The organism is Aeromonas sp. 82P, assembly GCF_051919365.1.
In the GTDB taxonomy this organism is placed as follows: domain Bacteria; phylum Pseudomonadota; class Gammaproteobacteria; order Enterobacterales; family Aeromonadaceae; genus Aeromonas; species Aeromonas veronii.
Genome location: NZ_JBQBEV010000001.1, coordinates 2024008 through 2046245, shown reverse-complemented (window position 1 = coordinate 2046245; position 22238 = coordinate 2024008). Strand labels below are relative to the sequence as shown.

Below are 22238 nucleotides of genomic sequence, written 5' to 3'. Positions count from 1 at the left end.
CGGGGGCAGAGTTTATGGAGATGACCCTGCCCTGTCAACAGGGAAACGCCGCCAATTCCTCGGCCACGGTGCGTTCGCCTGCTTTGCGAACAATCAGCGGTTAAAGGTCAGCCGCTTGCCCAGGATCTGGTCAGTCACCTGCCCGTTTTGCCAGGCGATCTGGCCGTTCACCAGCGTCATCTCCACCGTGCTGTGGAAGCGGTAGCCGTTGAAGGGCGACCAGCCACAGTGGTAGAGGATGTTGTCATCGTTGACCACATAGGGCTTGCCCAGATCCAGCAGCACCAGATCAGCGAAATACCCCTCGCGGATATAACCGCGATCCTGCACCTGGAAGCGCTCGGCTACCGCGTGGGAGGTCTTCTTGACGATAGTCTCCAGGGTAAACACGCCGTTGTGGTAGAGCTCCAGCAGCGCCTGCAAAGAGTGCTGCACCAGCGGTACGCCGGACGGCGCCTTGAAGTAGCTGTTCTGCTTCTCTTCCCAGGTGTGGGGCGCGTGGTCGGTGGCGATGATATCGAGCACGTCGTTGCGTACCGCATCCAGCAGTGCCTGCTGGTCGGCGGCACTCTTCACCGCAGGGTTGCACTTGATCAGGCTGCCCTGGGTCTCGTAATCGGCTTCATTGAAGAAGAGGTGGTGAACACATACCTCGGCGGTGATGTTCTTGTCCTTCAGCTCGCTCAGGTCGTGGCTGGCGGTAAACAGCGACAGCTCCTTGGCCGAGGTCAGATGCAGCACATGCAGCTTGGCACCGTATTTTTTCGCCAGCGCCACCGCCATGCTTGAGGATTTGTAGCACGCCTCGTCACTGCGAATGCGGCCGTGCTCGCCCATCGGCACATTCTCGCCCCACTTGGCCCGCGCCGCCTCTTCCGCCTTGGCGATGGTCGGGGTGTCTTCGCAGTGGGTGACGATCATCACCGGGCTTTCGCGGAAGATGGCCGCCAGGGTCTCCTGATTGTCCACCAGCATGTTGCCGGTCGAGGAGCCCATAAACACCTTGACCCCGCAGGACTGCTTGGGGTCGAGACGCTTGATCTCTTCAAGGTTGTCGTTGGTGGCGCCGAGATAGAAGCTGTAGTTGGCGACGGAGGAGTTGGCGGCGATCTGGTATTTGGCTTCGAGGGCGTCGAGGGTGGTGGTCTGGGGATTGACGTTGGGCATTTCCATGAAACTGGTGGTGCCACCGGCGACGGCGGCGCGGGATTCGCTGGCGATAGTCCCCTTGTGGATCAATCCCGGCTCCCGGAAGTGGACCTGATCATCGATCATTCCGGGGATGAGATGGCGACCTGCGGCATCGATAACCAGCGCATCGGGCGCCTCGATATCCGGGGCGATGCGGGCAATCCGTTCCCCCTCGATCAACACATCGGAGGCATAGATACGGCCTTCGTTGACCAGGGTGGCATTCTTGATAAGCAGTTTGTTCATGGGGGGTTCCAGTTCCTTTGCCGATAATCGCGGGTCATAATAGCGCAAAACTGCCCTTTCTCTGTAGCAAGGCCTGACTGATGAAGTTATTTGTAAGAGATTTGACCGTGATCGACTCCAGCTACCTGTGCGAACGCCGCGGCATGGTGGGTGAGAGCTGGCTGGTAGATATCGAAATGAGCGGTGAGCTCAACGAAATGAGCATGCTGCTGGACTTTGGCCGGGTAAAGAAGCTGATCAAGTCGATCATTGATGAAGAGGTGGACCACAAGCTGCTGGTGCCGACCGAGTGCCCGCTGATCCACGTTGAGGCTCTGGATGGTGACGAAAGCACAGTGGATCTGCTGCGCCCGGGTCGCTCCATCCATCTGCGCTGTCCATCCCAGGGCTTTGCCTTTATCCCGGCCCCACAAGTTGATAAAGAGTCGGTGACCCGCTACCTGCTGGCGGTACTTGCCAAACGGCTGCCGGGCAATATCAAGGATCTCTCCCTGACCCTGCGTCAGGAGGCGATCACCGGCGCCTTCTACCACTACAGCCATGGCCTGAAAAAGCACGATGGCAACTGCCAGCGTATCGCCCACGGCCACCGCTCTCCCATCGAGATCCACGTCGATGGCGAGCGCGACCAGGAGCTTGAGCTCAACTGGGCCGAACGCTGGGGCGATATCTACCTCGGCACCGAGGAGGACAAGGTGGCACTGACCGAGCTCGCTTTGAGCCCTCGCGCCAATGCCCAGCTTGGCGAGCATCACTGCGGCTTCAAATATGTGGCGCCGCAAGGGCTGTTCCAGCTGGCCATCCCCAGCACCGAGGTGGAGATGATCGACACCGACACCACGGTTGAGCTGCTGGCCTGCTATATCGCCCGCGAAGTGAAGAAGATGGTGGGCGACAAGTTCGTCAAGATTGTCGCCTATGAAGGGGTCGGCAAGGGCGCGATTGCCTACGCCTGATCCCCTTGTCGCAGCCGCAATAAAGAGAAGGCCCCGCATCTGCGGGGCCTTGTTGTTTCAACTCTCGACCATCAGGCGCTGAGGCGGAAGCGCTTGACCAGGCTCTCCTGCTGCTCGGCAAGGGAGTCCAGCTGCTGGCTGGTCTCGGCTACCCGCTCAATCCCCTGATAGTTGAGATCCGAGATATCGGAGATGCGGTTGAGGTTGGTGGCGATATCGGCGCTGGTGGCCTGCTGCTGCTCGGCGGCAGAGGCGATCTGGCTCGACATGTCGCTGATCAGCACCACAATCCCCTGCACTTCCTCCATGGCGTTGTTGGCGTGAGAGCTCTGATCCACGCAACTGTCCATCTCGCGAGAGCACTCCTGCATCACGGTCACCGCCTTGGCAACCCCCTGCTGCAGGTTTTCGATCATGGTCTGGATTTCGCTGGTGGACTGGGCGGTGCGGCCCGCCAGACTGCGCACCTCATCCGCCACCACCGCAAATCCGCGCCCCTGCTCGCCGGCCCGCGCCGCTTCGATGGCGGCGTTGAGGGCCAGCAGGTTGGTCTGCTCGGCGATGCCGCGAATGACATCGAGGATGTTGCCGATCTGGCTGCTCATGGCACTCACATCACCAATCACCTTGCCGGTCTGTTGCAGCTTGCCCGCCAGTTGATGAGTGGTGGTGATATTGCCTGCCATCACCTTGCGCCCCATCTCGGAGGCCTTCTCCACATCCTGCACCCGCTCCAGGGTCTGATTGGCAGCCTGCGCCACCTCGCGCACCGAGGCCTCCATCTGGGTCATGGCGGCGGCGACCGAGGCGGTCTCCTGCCGCTGTTTTTCCAGATCCGCCCGCACTGATTCGGTAGTGTGGCGGTTGCCGTGGGCGGCATCGTTAAGCTGGGCAGACGCTTGTGAAAGCTGTGCCAGCACCTCCCCCATCTGGGCAATCAGCAGGTTGATCTGGCTGCCCAGCTGGCCGAATTCGTTCTTGCTCTGAAAACCGATGCGCTGGGTCATGTCGCCCTGGGTCACTTCGGTCAGCACCCGCAGCAACTCCCTGAGCGGACGGCGAATGGCCTTGCCCAAGGTATAAGCCACCAGCATGGCGATCAGGATGGCGACGACGATGCTGGTTCCCTGTGTCAGGGTGCTCTGGCTCTGTTTGGCTTTGGCGTGCTGAATGCTTTGACTCATCAGCTGCTGACTCTGGCCGGTGATCCGCTCAAGCTGGTTCTGGATCTCGACGATGAGAGCGCTCGCCTGCTTGCTCTTCTCCCGCATCTGTTCCTGCTGCTTCATCAGCGCCAGATACTGGGAGAGCACGCCTTCGCTTGCGGTGGTGTCGCGCACAAAGCCGTGAACATAGTGGCCCATGTCGTTCTCGAAGTTCTTCAGCTCCCCCTGCAGATCCTTGATGGTGCTGTTGAACCCCTCGATCTGCATCTTGTTGCGCTTGAGCGCCCCTTCGATGGGGGCCGGAATGGTCTGATTGAGGGCGTCCATGGTGGAGAGTTCGATGGCGGAGAGCTTGGTGGTCAGGGTCTCGGAGAGCATCTTGATAAAGCTGTCGTCGATGGTGACCATCATGTCACCCAGACTCTTCTTGAACTGGGGCAGACTGACCTGAAATTGCCCCTTGGCCAGATTGACCTTGTGCAGTCGGGTGAGCAGCGCCTCGTGCTCGCCGGGCAGGGTATCGGTCAGCTGCAGGTAGCTGTCGACCTGCTGGCTGAGGCTGCTCATCTCCCCTTGCAGCTCGGGGTGTTCGGCCACCTGCTGCCGCAAGGCGGCCAGGGTCTTGTCGACCTGCGCCTTGGCCTGTTTCAGCTCGGCCACTTCGGCCGGCAGCTGTTTGGGGTCCTGCTCGGTCAGCACATCCCCGAGCCACTTGTTGGCGCTGAGCAGAGAGATCTGGGTCTGACTGCTGGCGATCACCAGCGGCATCGACTGCTGGGTAACCTGTTCCAGCGCCCCGCCGAGGGTCTCCTGACTACGAAATGTGAGCAGTGAGCTGGCCACCATCACGGCCACCAGAATAGCGAAGCCGAGATAGACCCGCTGCAAGATGGAGAGATCCGACATTGATTGTTTCATTATTATCCCGCTGTATATGCAAAAGTCCCTTGCCTGAGTACCCCGTCCTTTTGATACCCTGCAGACCACCCTGAACAGGCGCTACAGATGACGTCTCTCCGGCTATCGGTATTTTTAACAATAACTGAAGGGAATGGGACATCAGCTGTGTCAAATCTCGGCTTGTGTCACACTTGCCGTGCGGCGCGGAGCCGCTTGGGATCCAAATTCGATTTTCTTTTTCTCATAAGGGAGTTAGCCATGGCGCAAGAAACCATTTTCAGCAAAATCATCCGTAAAGAGATCCCCGCCGACATCCTTTATCAGGACGAGCTGGTGACCGCTTTTCGGGACATCCAGCCCAAAGCCAAGACCCACGTGCTGATCATTCCCAATGTGCTGATCCCCACCGTCAACGATGTGGAGCCGGAGCACGAGCTGGCCCTTGGGCGGATGTTCACCGTGGCCCGCAAGCTCGCCGCCGACGCGGGTATTGCCGAGGATGGCTACCGCCTCATCATGAACTGCAACCGCCACGGCGGGCAGGAGGTTTACCACATCCACATGCATCTGGTCGGTGGCCAGCCGCTGGGACCGCTGCTCAGCCTGTAATGACTCGCTACATCGCCACCTGCCGCAGCGCCCTGCTGCTCTGCGGCGCCCTGCTGTTGCTGGGGGGCTGCGCCTCCCGCTGGCAAGATATGTTCGTCTCCTACTCCGATCAGATGGTGCCGCTGCGCAACCAGCTGCTGCTGGGCCATGCCGCCGAGGCGCTGCCCGAGGTGCGCGACTCCACTCTCGGCGATGACACCTTTGTCCTCGATCGCCTTGAAGAGGGGCGCATCGCCTGGCTCGCCGGTCAGGATGCGGGCAGCAAGCAGGCGTTTTCTGCCGCCGACAGCCGCCTTCAGTGGGAAGACAATCAGGCCGAATACCGGCTGAGCCACGGTCTGGATCAGGTGGGCAGCCTGCTCACCAACGACCAGTCGATGGCCTACCTCACCCCCGATTACGAACGCACCATGCTGCACCACTATCTGGCCCTCAACTACCTGCAACGAGGGGATGCCGATGGCGCCCTGGTGGAGGTACGCCGGGCCAATCAGGTGCAGGAGCAGGCCCTCAAACGGCGAGCTGACGAGGTGCGCAAAGCGAAGGATGAGAGCGAAGAGGCCGAGACCGAGGGGGAGATGCGCCAGCTGATGTCGCGCGGCGCACCCGAGCTCGACCGGCTGATCGGCAAGGTCAAGAACGGTTTCCAGAACGCCTATACCTTCTACTTTTCCGCCGTGCTCTATGAGGCTGCGGGGGATCTCAACGACGCCTGGGTCGATTACCAGCGCGGCTACCAGATAGCGCCGGACAACCGCAGCCTGCAGGATGCCTTGCTGCGTCTGGCGGTGCTGCGCGGCGCGCCGGACGAGATCCGCGAGACCGAGAAAAAGATAGGCCGCAAAGCGCCGCCGCTTGCAAAAGATCAAGGCCAGCTGGTGGTGCTGTTTGAAGATGGTTTGATCCCGGCACGGCGCGAACTGTTCCTGCCGCTCCCCATCTCCACCTCCCGCGGCGATTTTCGCACCTTTACCGTCGCCATCCCCTATTACGATAATCGGGCCAGCGACACCGGCCCGCTGACGGTGGAAGTCGGCAAACGGGCCTGGCAGACCAGCGAGCTGGTCAGGCTGGAAGCGCTGGCCGCCAAAGATCTGCAGGAGCGGCTGCCCGGCATGCTGACCCGCCAGGCGCTGCGACTGGTGGCCAAGGAGCAGATGCGCCGCACCGCCGCCAAAGAGGGAGGGGATGTGGGCAATATTCTGGTGGGGATCTTCAACACCCTCTCGGAGCGGGCCGATACCCGCAGTTGGCTGACGCTGCCAGCTCAGGCATCGAGCTGGCAGGGGATGGTGCCGGCAGGTGAAATCAATCTCACCCTGGGCGCGGGGGCAGCCCAGCGGCAATTGCCGCTCACCATCCACAAGGGCCGCACAACCCTGGTCTGGGTACAGCGCCTCGGCGCCGGTCTGACCACCAGGGTGATGCCGCTCTGAGCAGACGGCGAAGAGAGATGAGCAAGACAATTAACCGGGCAGGCACACTCGCGGCCCCACTCACCCCGATTAAGGAGAGCAAGATGAAAGCATACGGGTTGGCCCTCGGGCTCGCGCTGCTGCTGACCGGCTGCGCCACCAACACCTCCGGCGTGGCGCTCTATGGCCCGGCGGGCGGTGCACCAGTGGCAGAGCAGCATCAAAACGTCAACGTCACCCTGACCGAGCTGAGCCGCCGCCAGCAAAATGGCCTGCTGCAGGTCAATGTGGCCGCCGCCAGCACCCAGCGCGGCGATAACAAGCTGCAATATATCTTCTATTGGTATGATGAGGCCGGTCAGGAGGTCGCCAGCGATGGCCGCGGCTGGACCCCCATCAAGCTGCATGGCTATCAGACCCGCACCCTCTCGGCCCTGGCGCCCAGCCCGGCGGCGCAAGGTTACCGGATTTACGTACGCGAAGTGATTGAGGAATCCTACTGATGAAAATGAATCATGCCCTGCTGATCCTGACTGGCGCGTTGCTCTTGGGCGGCTGCTCCAGCACTACCGTCAGCTATGGCGATCCCACTGAAACCGAAACCGTTACCGTCGATTACGGCTCAAGCGACCTGCAGGCCATCGCCGACAAGATGGCGGACTCCATGCTCGCCTCCCCTGCCACCAGCGAGATCACCGCTGGCGGTCGTCCGGTGATGTTTATGGACTCTATCCGCAACAAGACCTCCGAGCACATCGATACCGAAGCGATCACCGATACCATCCGCACCAAGTTGCTGCGGGCCGGCAAGTTCCGCTTCGTCGACATGAGCAAGGTGGCCGCCGTCAAGCAGCAGCTCGAATACCAGCAGAGCAGCGACATGGTGGATCCTGCCTCCATGGTGCGTCTGGGCAAGCAGACCGGTGCCCGCTACATGGTCTATGGCAACCTCGCCAGCATCGTCAAGGACAATGGCAAGGTGAAGGATGTCTACTACCAGATGACCATGAACCTGATGGATCTGCAAAACGGCGAACTGCTGTGGGCCGATCAGAAAGAGATCCGCAAACAGGCGAAGAAATCCACCTTTGGCTGGTAACAGGCTCCTGGTGACAGGCAACTGTGATCCGCTACTGGCCAGCCTGCCCGCCCCCTGGCGGGAGGGGCAGCTGGAACCACTCGGGTTAGGTCTGACCAACTGCAACTATCGACTGCGCCTCCCCTCGGGGCGCAGTTACTTTTTGCGTCAGGGCCACTCCGACCCGGTGCGCCTTGGCATCGACCGTCCCACCGAGTGGCAGCTTTATCAGGGGGCGATGGCAGAAGGGTTGGCGCTGCCCTGCCACTATGGCGATCCCGCCAGCGGTCTTATGCTGCTCGAATGGTGCGATGAGCCAAACTGGGTACACGCGGCGCCACCGGAAGCCGATCAGTCCCGCCTGCTGGCTGAGGTGCTGCGCAAGCTCCATCGCCTGCCGCTGCCTGCGGTAGTGATGGCGGTGCGGGCTCACGCCGCAGGCTATCGCACCAGACTGGCCCACATCCCCTCCTGGCTGCCCGCCCTGGAGCGGAGCTTGCTCGCCAGCAGTGAGCCAAATGATTGCTGGCGCCCTTGCCACCATGATCTCAATCCGGCTAACTTGTTGGGAAGCAAACCCTGGGTCATCGACTGGGAGTATGGCGCGGCAGGTCACCCCGGCTTTGAGCTCGCCAGCATCCAGCGCACCCATGAGTGGCCCGCCGAGCGGCGCGACGAGCTGGAAGCGCACTATCTGCAGGCCCTGCCGCGCCACCAGTGGCCCGATTTTCAGAGCGAGGCATTTTTACCCTGGGTCGACTATATCGGCCTGCTCTGGGCCCTGCTGATGACAGAGCAACAGCCCTCACTCGACTATGACACCCTGATCGCCATCAACCGGCAACGACTGGAGTAACAGATGATAAACAAGGTGCGCTGGCACAAGCCGAAAACCTGGGGTCTGCTGCTGATCGGCCTGCTGCTGACCGGCTGCTCCACCCGGGTGATCTACTACTGGCTCGATACCGCCATCATCTGGCAGCTGGATGACTACTTTGCCCTCTCCTATTCGCAGAAGGATCTGCTCAGCCGCGAAGTGAAGGGGCTGATGGCCTGGCACCGCCAGCACGAGCTGCCGCGCTACGCTAGGGATCTCGATGCACTGGCCAAGGCGGTGGCCAGCCCCATGACGCCGGAGCAGATCTCGACCAACCTAGATGCGGTGCAGCAGAGCCTGACCCGCACGCTGGAAAATACTATCCCCCGCGCGGTCAGGCTGGCGCGCACCCTGACCGATGAGCAGGTGGCCCGCTTTATGACCGATCGGGTCAAGCGGCAACAGGAGCGGCAAAAGGACTTTGCCACTGAGCCCAAAGAGCAGATGCTGGCAGAGTTTCGCGACAAGATGAACAAGCGGCTCGAGTTCTGGATTGGCGAGGTGAAACCGGCACAGGCACCACTGGTGGCCCAGTGGGCCGAATGGCAATACGAGCTGATGCCCCCCTGGCTCGAGTTTCAGGAGTCCTGGACCCAGGAGCTGGACAGGCTGATGAAGCAGCGCCAGAGTCCCGACTTTACCCGCGAGCTGACTGACCTGCTGGCCGAGGGGGATGGGCTGATGGATGGCCGCTTTACCGGCTATACCGAACAGTCGCGCCAGCGTACCGTCAACTGGCTGAGCGCCATGAGCCAGTCGCTGGATATCTCCCAGCGGGCCCATCTCTACTCCCTGCTCAAGGGTTATGCCCGCGACTTCAAGCAGATGAGCGGCAGCTGACAGCCAGCACCGAATGGTGCCATGCGCCCGGGGCAACCTTGTTCAAACCGGGCGCATGTGGTAGTTTGCCCTCTCTATTTATCGGGAATTAACTTTTGCGCCTTATCGACAAAGTAAAACTGGTGCTGGTAACTCTGGTATCGCCCTCACCCTGCTTTGTTCCATCGCCCGAATGGAAGGCCCGCTGCTACCCGCATCGCCCCAGAGTGAACAGCAGCAGACTCAGGTGTTCAATCAGCTTAGCGACAGCGATGATGGCATCATCAAGTTTGTCGGCAGCCATCAGAATCACCTGCTGCGTCTCGAACAATCCCTGCGCAGTGACAACCAGCCCAAGAGTGTGGTCTACGAGCTGATCCAGAGCTGGTCGGCCCAGGCCATCCTGCTGTTGCTGCTCGGCTGGCTGATGCTGACCCCCGAGCTCTATCACAAACAGAGTTTTCGCGATCGCTTTGGCGCGATCCACCGGCGCCATCTACAGCGCCAACATCTGCAATACCGCTTCACCCAGAGCTATCTGAGCGCCTGACCCCGGAGGGGCTGGCACATCCACTGTTTGCTCATCTCCTCTTCCTGACGGATCCGGCAACTGCCTGATCCGCATCTGATGCATCCCATTTTTTGCGCCTTGCCGAGCCTTGTTGCTATCGGCCCGGGCACCATTCTCCTGACAGAGGCTTGTTTGCCATGAGAAAGAGCAATCGCACCGTTCTCAACCGCATGAGCAAGTGGCAGTACGCACTGCTGCTGTTGATGCTGTTGACCTTTACCTTTTACTCCCTGCCCACCTTTTTTGGTGAGCAGCCCTCCCTCGGCCTGCACGGACAGCAGCGCCTGACCACCCAGCAACAGATGCTGCTGAGCGACAAGCACCTGACCCCGGTCAAAGTGATCGAGCAACCTGAGCGGGTCGAGCTAGTCTTTGCCAGTCAGGGCGAGCAGCAGCGCGCCAAGCAGTTGCTGGAGCAGCAAGGGGTCGACAGTGCCGCCCTGACCCTGGAGTTTCACTCCAACGCACCGACCTGGATCACCCGCCTTGGCGCCGACCCCATCAAGCTGGGGCTCGATCTGCGTGGCGGCTCCCAGCTGCTGATCGGGGTGGACGTGGACTTTGTCATCGACAATCAGACCAAGAATCTGGTGGATACCCTGCGCACCCGTTTCCGTGAAGCCAACCTGCGCGGCGCCAGCGTCACGCGCAGCGCACAGGGCGCCGTAGCCGTCACCCTGCCGGAGGTCGCCGAACAGGAGAGCTGGCTCGCCATCATCAAGGAGAGTGCCGGTACCCGACAGGATCAGTGGAAGCTGACCCGCTCCGGCAATGATCTGAAACTGGTGCTGAGCGATGCTGAGCGCACCCTGCTGGTCAACAACGCCGTGACCCAGAACCTGTCGATCCTGAAAAAACGGATCAACGAGCTCGGCATCGTCGAGGCCTCGGTGGTGCGTCAAGGTCAGGATGGCATCCGTATCGAACTGCCCGGAGTACACAACCCCAAACAGGCGAAAGAGGTGATCGGCGCCACCGCCTCGCTGGCCTTCTACGAGGCCAAGGCCGACAGCCACTTCTATATCGCCGATCGCAACGGTCAGGCCGTCGGCATGGCACGCAAGCCGGTGCTGACCGGCGAGCACATCGTCGATGCCCGCGCCAACATGGGCGAGATGGGTCAACCCCAGGTCAATATCGTGCTCGACACCCTGGGTGGCAGCAAGATGAACCAGTTCAGCCGCCAGCATGTGGGCAAGCCGATGGCAACCGTCTTCACCGAGTACAAGACCAACGCCCAGGGCAAACTGCGCGCCCAGAGCGAGGTGATCAACGTCGCCACCATCCAGACCGCCCTTGGCAACCAGTTCCGCATCACCGGCATTGGCAGTCTGCCGGAAGCGCAGGAGCTGGCCATGCTGCTGCGTGCCGGCGCCCTCACCGCCCCTCTCAAGATCCTGGAAGAACGCAGTATTGGCCCGACGCTGGGGATGCAGAATATCGAGGCGGGCTTCACCGCGCTGGCCTTCGGTATGGCGGGCATGATGCTGTTCATGATGGCCTGGTATCGCAAGTTCGGATGGGTTGCCATCACGGCGCTGGTCGCCAACCTGTTGATGCAAGTCGGCATGCTGGCAGTGCTGCCGGGCGCCGTGCTGACCCTGCCGGGGATCGCCGGTCTGGTGCTGACGGTGGGCATGGCGGTGGATACCCATGTGCTGATCTTCGAGCGGATCAGGGACCGTCTGCGAGAAGGGGGCTCATTGGCCAACGCCATCGACTTTGGCTATCGCTCGGCCTTCCACACCATTTTCGATGCCAACATCACTACGCTCATCTGCGCTGTGGTGCTCTACTCCATCGGCTCCGGGCCGCTGCAGGGCTTCTCCATCACCCTCATTCTGGGTCTGCTCTCCAGCATGATCACCGGGATCTGGGGGACGCGCGCCATCATCAACCCCCTGTGGGGACGCAGCAGTGAGCGCACGCTGAAGGTGTAACGGGACAGCAGTCCCTCTGATGAGCGGCTTTGGCTGCGCCATCGGCCATGGATATGACCGGAGCGGCCAAAGCAGAACACTATTTTCCCGGCGTGTCACGGCACGTCGTGATGGGCCAACAGCCTGATGCTGGCTGGCCAAGGAGAGAATTATGTTGAGAATGATCGTTGCCATGGGGTTGACCCGTTGGCGTTATATCGGCCTGTGGGCTTCCATCCTGCTGACCGTGGCCAGTGTCGCCATCTTGTTGGTGAACGGCCTGACACTGGGGCTCGATTTTACCGGCGGGATCCTGCTGGAGTTTCATATCCAGACCCTGAAAGAGGCCCATGAGCTCAATGCCATGCTGGTCTCCCCGCTGGCGGGAGCCGTTGAGCTGAGCTCGGCCGGTATTCCCGGCGAGTGGCTGATCAAGCTGCCCCCCCACGAACTGCCCTGGCCCGCGGCGGATCTCGCCACCATGCTGACCCAGCAGCTGGGGATGCCGGTCGAGTTGCTGCGCACCACCATCGTCGGCCCTCAGGTGGGTGCCGAACTGTTCCAGCAGGGGATGCTGGCCGTGCTGGTCGCTTCGCTGGCGATGTCGGCCTATCTGGCGTTTCGCTTCGAGTGGCGTCAGGCCATCGGCATCCTGCTCTCGGTAGTGCATGACGCCATCGTGGCGCTGGGGCTGCTGTCACTCTTTCAGATCGAGTTCGATCTGAACATCATCGCCGGTTTGATGGCGGTGATCGGCTACTCCCTCAACGACAGCATCGTCATCTCGGACAGGCTGCGGGATCTGCTGAGCTCGCGTACCCAGATGGGGATCCACGAATGCTCCGATGTAGCCATCAAGGCGACTTTCAGTCGCACCATGATCACCTCGGGCACCACCCTGTTTACCGTGGGTGCGCTGCTGCTGTTTGGCGGTGACGCCCTCTACGGCTTCTCCTTCACCCTGTTTGCCGGGATCCTGGTGGGCACCGTCTCCTCCATCACCGTCGCCTCGACCGTGCAGGAGCTGCTGGGCCTCACCCCGCAGGCCTACCAGAAGAAGAGCGAGGAGCCACTGGCCAACGCAGCCTGAACCTTGTTAACCAGGCCCGGCTTACCGGGTCTCAACAAACCGGGCCCCTGCCAACCATTGGCAGGGGCTTTTTCATCCCTCCTCTCGGTCTCTCGCCGTCCCTTTTGTTGCTCGGCTCGCTTCAATTGACAACTGACCATATTGAAAGCAATGACGGATCAACCCGTCATTTTTAATAACAAAAAGGTCATTTTATTACGTCAGAAACCATAAAATGTGACTGAAAGCACTTTCTTGAGGGCTCAAAGGAGGCAACATTGTAGTGATTTATCTACAAAGGGATATGAGATGTTGTTACAACCTGCCAATACAGCAAAATCCAGACAGTTGCTGAACGAGACCATGGCTTTGGTACTCGCAGGAGGGCGGGGTAGTCGCCTCAAACAGTTAACCGACAACCGTGCAAAACCTGCCGTTCATTTCGGCGGCAAATTCCGCATCATCGATTTCGTGCTCTCCAACTGCATCAACTCCGGCATCCGTCGGGTCGGTGTCGTGACCCAGTACAAATCACACAGCCTGTTGCGCCATCTCCAGTCCGGCTGGTCTTTCCTGCGCTACCAGATGAACGAGTTTATCGATCTGCTCCCTGCCCAGCAGCGGGTGGATGAGGTGAACTGGTATCGGGGTACCGCCGATGCGGTCTACCAGAATCTGGATATCATCCGCGATCACGCCCCCAAATATGTGGTGGTGCTGGCAGGCGATCACATCTACAAGATGGATTACGCCGCCATGCTGCTTGACCACGTCAATATGGGCGCCAAGGTGACCGTTGCCTGCATCGAGGTGCCACGCAGTGAAGCAAGCGCCTTCGGGGTAATGGCGGTGGATGATGATCGCAAGATCAATGCCTTCGTCGAAAAGCCTGCTAACCCGCCCGCCATGCCGGGCAAGGCCGACACCGCGCTGGCCTCAATGGGCGTCTATATCTTCGATGCGGAGTATCTCTATCAGCTGCTGGAAGAGGACATTGCCAACGAGCAGTCCCATCACGATTTCGGCATGGACGTGATCCCCCGCGTGGTGAAAGAGGGCACCGCATTCGCTCACCCGTTTGGCATGTCCTGTGTCGGCTGCTGTCCGGATCGCCGCCCCTACTGGCGCGATGTGGGCACCGTGGACTCCTTCTGGGAGGCCAATATGGATCTCGCTTCCGTCACGCCTGAGCTGGATATCTACGATCAGGACTGGCCCATCTGGACTAGTCAGAACATGACTCCTCCCGCCAAGTTCGTGCAGGACCGAAACGGTCAGCACGGCATGACCATCAACTCCATGTTTGCCGGGGGCACCATCGTCAGTGGCTCTTTCATCCTGAGTTCGGTGCTCTTTACCAATGTGCGGGTCGACTCCTTCTGCACTCTGGATCAGGCCGTTATCTTCCCGGGTGTGGAGATAGGTGCCGGTTGCCGACTGCGCCGGGTGGTGATCGACAAGGGGTGCAAACTGCCGGAAGGCACGGTGATCGGTGAAAACGCCGATGAAGATGCACGTCGCTTCCACCGCTCCGAGCAGGGCATAGTGCTGGTCACCCAAGGGATGCTCACTCGCCTGAACAAAGAGCTGCAGGGAAAACAGAAGCGCTGATCCGCAGCCAGACGGGATCCCCCTTCCTACCGCAAAGGGAGCCATCATGGCTCCCTCTTTCTATGGCTGACCAGATAGCCACCTCACACCATCATTGCCATCGCGTAGCTGTGCAGCAGAGATGACATTCACTGTGCTCGAACAGCTGAACAATGCAGCCTTTACGCCTCAAACCGTAAACATTAAATTACAAAATAACCATTAACCCTCCGAAAACCTCTCTGCATTATTCCTGTTCGCACTATATAGCAGCTCCTTTATCTGACTTTTTAGCGGTAAATCCGCTAGTTTCACTTGATTGTTTGTTTTTCCTTGGTAAGGTGAGGGCGGTTGCGTAACAAAGCAGGTACCAACGTAAACATATCGGTACAATCGCTTTTGGCTTAATACAGTAGAGAGAATGAAATCATGCAAAGAGACCCCCTGAACAACATCCACATCCAGTCCGAACAAGTGATGATCACGCCTGCCCAGCTCAAGGAGAAGTTACCCATCTCCGACAAGGCGCTGGCATTCGTGCAAGGGGCCCGCAATACCATCGCCGACATCATTCACCGCCGCGATCACCGCCTGTTGGTGATCTGTGGTCCCTGCTCCATCCACGACATGGACGCCGCCAAAGAGTACGCAACCAGACTCAAAGCGCTGCATGATGCCTATCAGGACTCTCTCTACATTGTCATGCGGGTCTACTTTGAGAAGCCGCGCACCACGGTCGGCTGGAAAGGCTTTATCAACGACCCCAATCTGGATGGCACCTTCGATGTGGAGCTGGGGCTGCACCGTGCCCGCGAGCTGCTCTGCTGGTTGGCGGAGCTGGAGTTGCCGCTGGCCACCGAAGCGCTCGACCCCATCAGCCCGCAATACCTGGCCGAGCTCTTCTCCTGGTCGGCTATCGGCGCCCGCACCACCGAATCCCAGACCCACAGGGAGATGGCGTCCGGCCTCTCCATGCCGGTCGGCTTCAAGAACGGCACCGACGGCAACCTGGGGACTGCCATCAATGCGCTGCAGGCGGCCTCCTCCCCTCACGCCTTTATGGGGATCAACCAGCAGGGCCAGGTTGCGCTGCTGCAGACCCAGGGCAACCCGGATGGCCACGTGATCCTGCGCGGCGGCAAACATCCCAACTATGACTCGGTCAACGTGTCGCTGGCGGAAGAGGCGCTGGAGAAAGCGGGCCTGCTGCCGAGCCTTGTGGTGGATTGCAGCCACGGCAACTCCAGCAAGGATCACCGTTTGCAGCCCAAGGTGGCCGACAACGTCATCCACCAGATCCAGGAGGGCAACCGCTCCATCATCGGGGTGATGCTCGAATCCAACCTGTTCGAGGGAAACCAGTCCAGCGAGCAGCCCAAGGAGCAGATGCGCTACGGGGTCTCCATCACAGATGCCTGCATCGACTGGGACACCACCGCTACCCTGCTGGCCCGCTGCCACAACCAGCTGGCTGACCCCCTCAAGGGCAGAACTGCACGGTAAGCCGTGGTATCTTGGCGTAACCTATTGAACAATCTGGGTATCACCGCTGGTGGCATCAAACCGCTCATGCCGTGATACCTTGTTGCATCTTGATTTTCAGGGCGCCGCCGCTCGCGGCGCCAGCAGGGACTGGATATGGCTGAAGAGTTGAATGTACTCAGGGACAAGATAGATGCGGTGGACAAGCAGCTGATCGATCTGCTGGCCGCCCGTCTGGCCCTGGTGGGAGAAGTGGGTGAGGTAAAGAGCCGCCACGGCCTGCCCATCTATGCACCGGACAGGGAAGCGAGCATGCTGGCCCGCCGTCGCGCCGAGGCCGAGCAGTTGGGGGTGCCCGGCGATCTCATCGAAGACGTGCTGCGCCGGGTGATGCGCGAATCTTACGCCAGCGAGAAAGATACCGGCTTCAAATGCATAAAGCCGGATCTTGGCAAGGTGATCATCATCGGCGGTCAGGGTCAGCTTGGTCGGCTGTTCGGTCATATGTTCAGCCTCTCAGGCTATCGGGTCGAGACGCTGGAACAAGCCGACTGGCCGCGCGCTGACGAGATCCTCGCCGGAGCCGGTCTGGTGATGGTGGCAGTGCCCATCGATATCACCTGCCATATCATCGATCGCCTCGGCAACCTGCCCGCCCACTGCCTGCTGGTCGATGTCACCAGCGTGAAAGCGGCGCCGCTCGAACATATGCTGACGGTGCACCAAGGGCCGGTACTGGGACTGCACCCCATGTTCGGGCCGGATGTGGCAAGCCTCGCCAAGCAGGTGATCGTCTGCTGTCAGGGGCGTGACCCCGCCGCCAGCCAATGGTTGCTGGATCAGATGACCATCTGGGGCGCCCGCTTGCAGCAGGTGGAAGCCAAGGCCCACGATGAGGCGATGACCCTCATTCAGGCACTGCGTCACTTCGCCACCTTTGCCTATGGCTGGCACCTCTCCCGGGAGCAGGCCAATCTGGATCGCCTGCTGAGTTTGAGCTCTCCCATCTACCGGCTGGAGCTCGCCATGGTGGGGCGGCTGTTCGCTCAGGATCCCCACCTCTATGCCGACATCATTTTGTCGTCACCGCAGAATCTGGCGATGATCCGTCGCTACTACCAAAACTTCGGCGAAGCGCTGGGGCTGCTGGAACGGGGGGACAGGGACGGTTTCATCGCGGCCTTCTCGCAAGTCTCCGGTTTCTTCGGCGAGCATGCCGACCAGTTCCTGCGTGAAAGCCGCATGTTGCTGGCCCAGGCCAACGACCGCCGCCAACACGGCTGATCCTGCAAAAGTAGCAACGCTCATATCACTAAAAAGGGAAGATACTCAGGCATCTTCCCTTTTTGTTTGATACTAATTTCAACGCTAACTTAGTCGCGAGCAGCGACACATCAAGTACCTACCGCTGATTGGTCTCACAATACCCTCCTACTGTGCTGCATCACATCCCAAGTATGCCCCCTCAATATCCGCACAATCCGTGCAAATAGCACCGGGCTGCCAGATTCTCACGGTCAAGCCAAGCTGCTGCGAGCAATGACTGTATGGCATAAAGGAGAGTAGTGCCCTCCCCATCAAAGAGATAAGCAGGAAGCTGGAGAGATTAATCGAGACAGATGGTTTGCCAAACATCACGTAACACAGCAATCCGGCGATTCATCATGGCGCCAGTACGTAGTCGCCAAAAAAGAAAATGGCCGAGATATCATCTCGGCCATTCGTAGCTTGGTCAAAGACTCAAGCTAGGATATTACTCATGTGCAACTTATTAGAAGTTGTACTGCATACCGAATTCCCACTGGTCGTCTTTGTTATCAGCGCTTTCGATGGCGTAGTTAGCATAAGACTTGATGTTGGAAGTGAAGGCATACTCAACACCCAGAATAACGCGGTTAAACATCTCGACGTCATTGCTGGAGCCAAAGTTATCAGAGGCTTTGGATTCTAGGAAGTTATAACCTGCCAGCAGTTTCCATGCATCGATGGTGTAAGAACCGGCGATTTCATAGCCTTTGGCCTTAACTTCTTCACCATTGTCATAGCCTTTCAGCTTAGACTGGTTATACAAGGCACCAACATAGAAAGCATCGTAGGCATAGGAAGCACCAATAGCCCAGTCATCCTTGCTTTCGAGATTGTTCATAAAGGTGCTTGCAGTAGCAGTGTTTACACCATCGAAATCCTTCACACGAGTGCCACGCTCAAACTCTTTGCTCTCGGTGCTCACGCCGAAACCGAAACCGTTCGGCATGTTGTAGCCAGCGCCCAGCGAATAACCGGATTTCAGGCCTTTATCATTTTGGTCCAGGGCAGTATTAGCGCCAGACTCAATGCCAAACCGCTCACCAGACTTATAGCTGCTGTTTTTGGTAATGTATGAGGCGTTGGCGAAGATGCCATCCCACTCACCACGATAGATGACCTGACCTTCTTGACGACCATCGTTGAGGTTACCGACGTTGCCCAGTTCTTCAAAGATATCGGCACGATCCTGTACACCCCATTTGGAGGCAGTATCAGTCTGACCGAACAGGAATTTACCGTACTGAGAACCATCAAAACCGGTCAGAATATGGCGAGATTTAAACTGATCATCACCATCAGATTCTTCGCCTTGAACCTCCCACTCACCCATAGCAACGGCAGACCAAGTATTGTTCAGCGCAACTTTGCCCTGCATACCAAAACGCGCATAGGTGTAAACTTCACCTTTCTCGGTGGTATCGAGTCGCTTGTAGTACAGATCATCGTTGGCATTAACCGCCAGCTCATCCGTGTTGGCTTTGCCCTGATAAGCCGCGTGCACACGCCCAGTCACATCAAACTTGGTACCATCTTTGTCATACACGGTAGCTGCGTTGGCTGCGGAAGCGAACAGAGCCGGGATAGCGATTGCCAGAATTGTCTTTTTCATAGTTTCCAATGCCTACTGTAAGTTAAACACTAAGTCGTTGTTATTCCCTGTGTTAGCGATGTTCTTTGCATCACTATGCCGCCGAGACTAGCACCGGATTTTTTGAACCGCAATGAAAAAACTTGGAACTTTTTATGGAAATCATGGTCGCCAAGATGAAACTGTGATCAAAATCTCACTTGGGGCCCTGCAAATGGGAAAACGTTTACAACCTATCCTGCTGATTATTTGGACTCAAATAGTTTGTTTTACATGCAAATGACGCTAACTACCTGATAAACAACCAAAGTAGTCTGATCAGCGTAAAACTGCCGTGATAATGGCTGTTGCCTCGACCTCACCAAGGGGTTGCGGGTATCCTTGTCCTTCAATTAACTCTCAAGCTGGCCTTATCTTTATGCTCTCCACTCGCCTCAAAGCTACCATTCGTCAAACCTATCGCCAGATTGCGGATGGATTACCCGGTTTTGTGCCGCGCAAAGAGCAGAACTTTCTGGTGGCCGAGATAGCCAAAACCCTGACCGGCGAGTACGACAAACAGCGCCGGATTCTGGTGGCCGAAGCGGGAACCGGTATCGGCAAATCTATCTCCTATGCTCAGGGCGCCATCCCGGTGGCCCGATTGACCCAGAAAAAGCTGGTGATCTCCACTGCCACCGTGGCCCTGCAAGAGCAGCTGATCCACAAAGACCTTCCTTTTTACCACCGCCACAGCGAGCTGCCGTTTCGCTTTATGCTGGTCAAGGGGCGTCAGCGCTACTGTTGCGAACATCTGCTGGAGCAGGCAGCCAGTGGTGCCGAGATGGCCAACTTTGAGCTCGACTTTGGCAGTCTGAGCAAATCCAAACCATCTGACAGCGACAAAGATCGCTACCAGGCTCTGTGGCAGGCCTACACCAATGGCAAGTGGGACGGGGATCGGGACAACTGGCCGGAGCCCATTCCCGACACTTGCTGGGATCGCATCGCCGCCGACCGCCACACCTGCAACAAGGCGCTGAGCCATCACCAGCAATGCCCCTTTCATCGCGCCCGCAACGACATGGAGAGCGCCGATGTGCTGGTGGTGAACCATGCGCTACTGCTCTCCGATCTCACCATGGGCGGCGGCATCATTCTGCCGCCCCCCGATGAGTGCATCTATGTGCTGGATGAGGCTCATCACCTGCCCACCATCGCCCGGGATCACGGCGCGGCGTCGGCCAGCGTCAAAGGCTCGCGTCGCTGGCTGGAGAAGCTGGTACAAAGTGCAGGCAAGCTGGCGCGGACGCTTAATAAGGAGAGCCTGCTCGACCCCCAACTCAAACTGCAGGATGCGCTGGCCTCCATCCAGCCCGATCTGAAGGCGGTCGAGCAGTGGCTCAGCGCCAACGATCGGCTGTTTGGCACGGAACCCCACTACCGCTTCGTCGAAGGGGTATTGCCGGATCCCCTGCCCATGCTGGCAGAGAATCTCAAGGAGTCGAGCAAGAAGGCGCTGCGGGCGCTGGATCGGATGCAAGGAGCCATCGGTGAAGCGCTGAAAGATGGCGAGATCCGCCGCAAGGAGGCCGAGCCCCTGCTGGCCGAGAGCGGTTTTCATCTGCAGCGGCTGGAGAGTTTCTGCGCCCTCTGGGAGATGCTGGGGCGCCATGTGCCGACCGGCAAAACCCCGCTCGCCCGCTGGATGGCCAAGAGCGATGACGGCGATATCTGGCTGCACGCCTCACCGATTGAGGTAGGCTATTTGCTGGAAGAGTGGCTCTGGTCGAAATGTTTGGGGGCCGTGCTGGTCTCCGCGACCCTTACCGCCCTCTCTTCTTTTAGCTATTTTCGCCATCAGGTGGGGCTCAAGGAGCACGACGGCACCCGCTATCTACGCCTGCGCTCCCCCTTTGATTATCAGAAAGCCGAGCTCTATCTGCCCAAGATGGAGCACGAACCCAACTCGCCGGCCTTTACCAACGAACTCATCAGCGTGCTGCCACGCATTTTGGCGGGCAAGGAGGCGAGTCTGGTGCTCTTCTCCTCCTACCGCCAGATGAATGAGGTGGCTGTTGGGTTGCGAGCCAAGGGACTGTCACTGCTGGTGCAGGGGGAAGCCTCCCGTAATGCCTTGCTCACCCTGCACAAACAAAAGTGCGATGGAGGTCAGGCCAGCATCCTGTTTGGTACCGGCAGCTTCTCGGAGGGACTGGATCTGCCGGGTCACTACCTCACCAATCTGGTGATCACCAAACTCCCCTTTGCGGTGCCCAACTCGCCGGTCGAGGAGGCCACCGCCGAGTGGGTGGAGCAACGAGGCGGCAACCCCTTCCTGCAACTGACAGTGCCGGAGGCATCGCGCAAACTGATCCAGGCCTGTGGCCGCCTCATCCGCAAGGAGGCCGATCGGGGGCGAGTCACAATTCTGGACCGGCGTCTGCTGACCAAGCGTTATGGCAAGGGGTTGCTTGATGCCCTCCCCCCGTTTACACGGCGGATCGAATAAATAAGCCGGTCGCTATTGATAAACAAACTGACAGCAGCGCGAACGTTGACCGCAAGAAAGAGCCATTGCCGCAGTAGGCCAAACCTGTAAAAATGAGCCCCTGTTTTCAGTGGGCAATCGCCTGACTGTTCAAGGAGATGAAATGAAACTGACTGTTCTGGTACCGGCGCTGGCTGGTCTGTTGTGGGCCGGTAGCGCCCTTGCTGATGCCCAATTGGAAGTGACCACCCCGTATGTCGTCCAGCTGATCGATGGTCAAGCAATCAATCCCTCATTACTCGATAACACCAAAAAGTTTCCACTTAGCGTTGGTAAACATCAGCTCGTGGTTGCATTTGAAGGCAATTATTCTAATCGAGACGAAATCAAGCTGGTCACCGCCGAGCCGCTGGTGCTGAACTTCACCGCCACCGACAATCAGCAGCTGGTGCTGGACTATAAAAAGCCCCGCAATGAAGCAGAAGCCAAACAGTTCCTGAAAGATCAGAAAGTGGTGCTGAAAGACAAGGTCACAGGACAGCAGGTGAGCAGCGAACAGTTCGTGATGCCGAAAGTAGAGGGCTTCCAGCTGACCCGTGACTATCAGCAAGAGCTGATCAACATGGGTAAAGCCTTCAACCAGCCCAAAGCAGTGGCAGTCTCTTCTGCTGCCGTAATGGCTGCCGCCAGCGCACCGGTTCAGGTTGCCCCCAGCAAGGCTCAAAGCAATCCGGAAGCGCTGACCCAGTTGCAAAACTGGTACAACAAGGCCGATGCTGAAACCCGCAAAGCCTTCCAGATCTGGGTTATCCAGCAGCAATAAGCCGGGCTGAGAGATTGACTGAAAGGGGAGCCAAGCTCCCCTTTTCCATATCCTGCGGTCTCACTCACGACGCATCTTTATTTATGCGCTGCCACTTCCCCTTTATATAGGGAGTACATATATGGATTCATCTGCTGATTTCATATATAGAAAGCGCCACC

17 protein-coding genes and 1 pseudogene are annotated in these 22238 nt (G+C 58.8%); 15 read left to right on the top strand and 3 right to left on the bottom strand.

Going from position 1 to position 22238, the window contains the following annotated elements:
* Positions 1-93: 93 nt before the first annotated feature.
* On the bottom strand, positions 94-1437 hold the full coding sequence (locus tag ACTG2S_RS09475) for a dihydroorotase (protein WP_194495737.1): 1344 nt from the start codon (positions 1435-1437) through the stop codon (positions 94-96).
* Between the two features lie 80 nt (positions 1438-1517).
* On the opposite strand from ACTG2S_RS09475, the gene ACTG2S_RS09470 reads away from it, so the two are divergent.
* Positions 1518-2393, top strand: a complete 876-nt coding sequence (locus tag ACTG2S_RS09470) for a 6-pyruvoyl trahydropterin synthase family protein (RefSeq protein WP_180349333.1) — start codon at positions 1518-1520, stop codon at positions 2391-2393.
* 71 nt (positions 2394-2464) lie between these two features.
* Here the strand turns inward: ACTG2S_RS09470 and ACTG2S_RS09465 are convergent, their stop codons facing one another.
* Complete coding sequence (locus ACTG2S_RS09465; RefSeq protein ID WP_439982381.1) at positions 2465-4477, bottom strand: methyl-accepting chemotaxis protein; 2013 nt, start codon at positions 4475-4477, stop codon at positions 2465-2467.
* A 240-nt stretch (positions 4478-4717) separates the two neighbouring features.
* Here ACTG2S_RS09465 and hinT point away from each other — a divergent pair, with 240 nt between their 5' ends.
* From hinT to tyrA, 12 genes and pseudogenes are all read left to right on the top strand, one after another.
* On the top strand, positions 4718-5068 hold the full coding sequence (hinT, locus tag ACTG2S_RS09460) for a purine nucleoside phosphoramidase (protein WP_104015174.1): 351 nt from the start codon (positions 4718-4720) through the stop codon (positions 5066-5068).
* Positions 5068-6504, top strand: coding sequence for a COG3014 family protein (locus ACTG2S_RS09455; protein ID WP_439982380.1), 1437 nt, complete (start codon positions 5068-5070; stop codon positions 6502-6504). Before hinT ends, ACTG2S_RS09455 begins: the two co-directional genes overlap by 1 nt.
* Before the next feature lie 83 nt (positions 6505-6587).
* Positions 6588-6986: a YcfL family protein gene (locus tag ACTG2S_RS09450; RefSeq protein ID WP_064339841.1), complete on the top strand. Its 399-nt coding sequence runs from the start codon at positions 6588-6590 to the stop codon at positions 6984-6986.
* On the top strand, positions 6986-7582 hold the full coding sequence (gene lpoB, locus ACTG2S_RS09445) for a penicillin-binding protein activator LpoB (protein ID WP_439982378.1): 597 nt from the start codon (positions 6986-6988) through the stop codon (positions 7580-7582). The genes ACTG2S_RS09450 and lpoB overlap by 1 nt, the downstream gene beginning before the upstream one ends.
* Positions 7583-7592: 10 nt before the next feature.
* Positions 7593-8417 (top strand): phosphotransferase family protein, encoded by an 825-nt coding sequence (locus ACTG2S_RS09440; protein WP_257123287.1) that lies wholly within the window; start codon positions 7593-7595, stop codon positions 8415-8417.
* A 3-nt stretch (positions 8418-8420) separates the two neighbouring features.
* Positions 8421-9278, top strand: a complete 858-nt coding sequence (locus ACTG2S_RS09435) for a DUF6279 family lipoprotein (protein WP_005361577.1) — start codon at positions 8421-8423, stop codon at positions 9276-9278.
* A 95-nt stretch (positions 9279-9373) separates the two neighbouring features.
* Positions 9374-9807: pseudogene (locus ACTG2S_RS09430) on the top strand (hypothetical protein).
* A 158-nt stretch (positions 9808-9965) separates the two neighbouring features.
* A complete protein-coding gene (gene secD, locus ACTG2S_RS09425) occupies positions 9966-11768 on the top strand; it encodes a protein translocase subunit SecD (RefSeq protein WP_265775785.1) in 1803 nt (600 codons plus the stop codon).
* Positions 11769-11919: 151 nt separating this feature from the next.
* Positions 11920-12837: a protein translocase subunit SecF gene (secF, locus tag ACTG2S_RS09420; protein WP_005334046.1), complete on the top strand. Its 918-nt coding sequence runs from the start codon at positions 11920-11922 to the stop codon at positions 12835-12837.
* 288 nt (positions 12838-13125) lie between these two features.
* Positions 13126-14427 (top strand): glucose-1-phosphate adenylyltransferase, encoded by a 1302-nt coding sequence (gene glgC / locus ACTG2S_RS09415; protein WP_005334047.1) that lies wholly within the window; start codon positions 13126-13128, stop codon positions 14425-14427.
* 408 nt (positions 14428-14835) lie between these two features.
* Complete coding sequence (locus ACTG2S_RS09410) at positions 14836-15909, top strand: 3-deoxy-7-phosphoheptulonate synthase (protein WP_021231016.1); 1074 nt, start codon at positions 14836-14838, stop codon at positions 15907-15909.
* Positions 15910-16044: 135 nt separating this feature from the next.
* Positions 16045-17172 carry a bifunctional chorismate mutase/prephenate dehydrogenase gene (gene tyrA / locus ACTG2S_RS09405; protein ID WP_439982377.1) on the top strand — a complete coding sequence of 376 codons (1128 nt, stop codon included), beginning with the start codon at positions 16045-16047 and terminating at the stop codon, positions 17170-17172.
* Between the two features lie 487 nt (positions 17173-17659).
* Here the strand turns inward: tyrA and ACTG2S_RS09400 are convergent, their stop codons facing one another.
* Positions 17660-18805, bottom strand: a complete 1146-nt coding sequence (locus tag ACTG2S_RS09400; RefSeq protein WP_201909033.1) for a porin — start codon at positions 18803-18805, stop codon at positions 17660-17662.
* Positions 18806-19202: 397 nt separating this feature from the next.
* On the opposite strand from ACTG2S_RS09400, the gene dinG reads away from it, so the two are divergent.
* Positions 19203-21275, top strand: a complete 2073-nt coding sequence (gene dinG / locus ACTG2S_RS09395; RefSeq protein WP_307895132.1) for an ATP-dependent DNA helicase DinG — start codon at positions 19203-19205, stop codon at positions 21273-21275.
* 142 nt (positions 21276-21417) lie between these two features.
* The gene (locus tag ACTG2S_RS09390) at positions 21418-22077 is read left to right on the top strand and encodes a YccT family protein (protein ID WP_279498082.1); all 660 of its coding nucleotides are present in this window, start codon (positions 21418-21420) and stop codon (positions 22075-22077) included.
* Positions 22078-22238: the final 161 nt, after the last annotated feature.

Coding starts and splice junctions, on each gene's coding strand:
- secD (WP_265775785.1), top strand. CDS start 9,966: ATGAGAAAGAGCAATCGCACCGTTCTCAACCGCATGAGCAAGTGGCAG.
- ACTG2S_RS09435 (WP_005361577.1), top strand. CDS start 8,421: ATGATAAACAAGGTGCGCTGGCACAAGCCGAAAACCTGGGGTCTGCTG.
- ACTG2S_RS09455 (WP_439982380.1), top strand. CDS start 5,068: ATGACTCGCTACATCGCCACCTGCCGCAGCGCCCTGCTGCTCTGCGGC.
- ACTG2S_RS09390 (WP_279498082.1), top strand. CDS start 21,418: ATGAAACTGACTGTTCTGGTACCGGCGCTGGCTGGTCTGTTGTGGGCC.
- ACTG2S_RS09465 (WP_439982381.1), bottom strand. CDS start 4,477: ATGAAACAATCAATGTCGGATCTCTCCATCTTGCAGCGGGTCTATCTC.
- glgC (WP_005334047.1), top strand. CDS start 13,126: ATGTTGTTACAACCTGCCAATACAGCAAAATCCAGACAGTTGCTGAAC.
- ACTG2S_RS09475 (WP_194495737.1), bottom strand. CDS start 1,437: ATGAACAAACTGCTTATCAAGAATGCCACCCTGGTCAACGAAGGCCGT.
- dinG (WP_307895132.1), top strand. CDS start 19,203: ATGCTCTCCACTCGCCTCAAAGCTACCATTCGTCAAACCTATCGCCAG.
- ACTG2S_RS09400 (WP_201909033.1), bottom strand. CDS start 18,805: ATGAAAAAGACAATTCTGGCAATCGCTATCCCGGCTCTGTTCGCTTCC.
- lpoB (WP_439982378.1), top strand. CDS start 6,986: ATGAAAATGAATCATGCCCTGCTGATCCTGACTGGCGCGTTGCTCTTG.
- secF (WP_005334046.1), top strand. CDS start 11,920: ATGTTGAGAATGATCGTTGCCATGGGGTTGACCCGTTGGCGTTATATC.
- ACTG2S_RS09470 (WP_180349333.1), top strand. CDS start 1,518: ATGAAGTTATTTGTAAGAGATTTGACCGTGATCGACTCCAGCTACCTG.
- tyrA (WP_439982377.1), top strand. CDS start 16,045: ATGGCTGAAGAGTTGAATGTACTCAGGGACAAGATAGATGCGGTGGAC.
- hinT (WP_104015174.1), top strand. CDS start 4,718: ATGGCGCAAGAAACCATTTTCAGCAAAATCATCCGTAAAGAGATCCCC.
- ACTG2S_RS09410 (WP_021231016.1), top strand. CDS start 14,836: ATGCAAAGAGACCCCCTGAACAACATCCACATCCAGTCCGAACAAGTG.
- ACTG2S_RS09450 (WP_064339841.1), top strand. CDS start 6,588: ATGAAAGCATACGGGTTGGCCCTCGGGCTCGCGCTGCTGCTGACCGGC.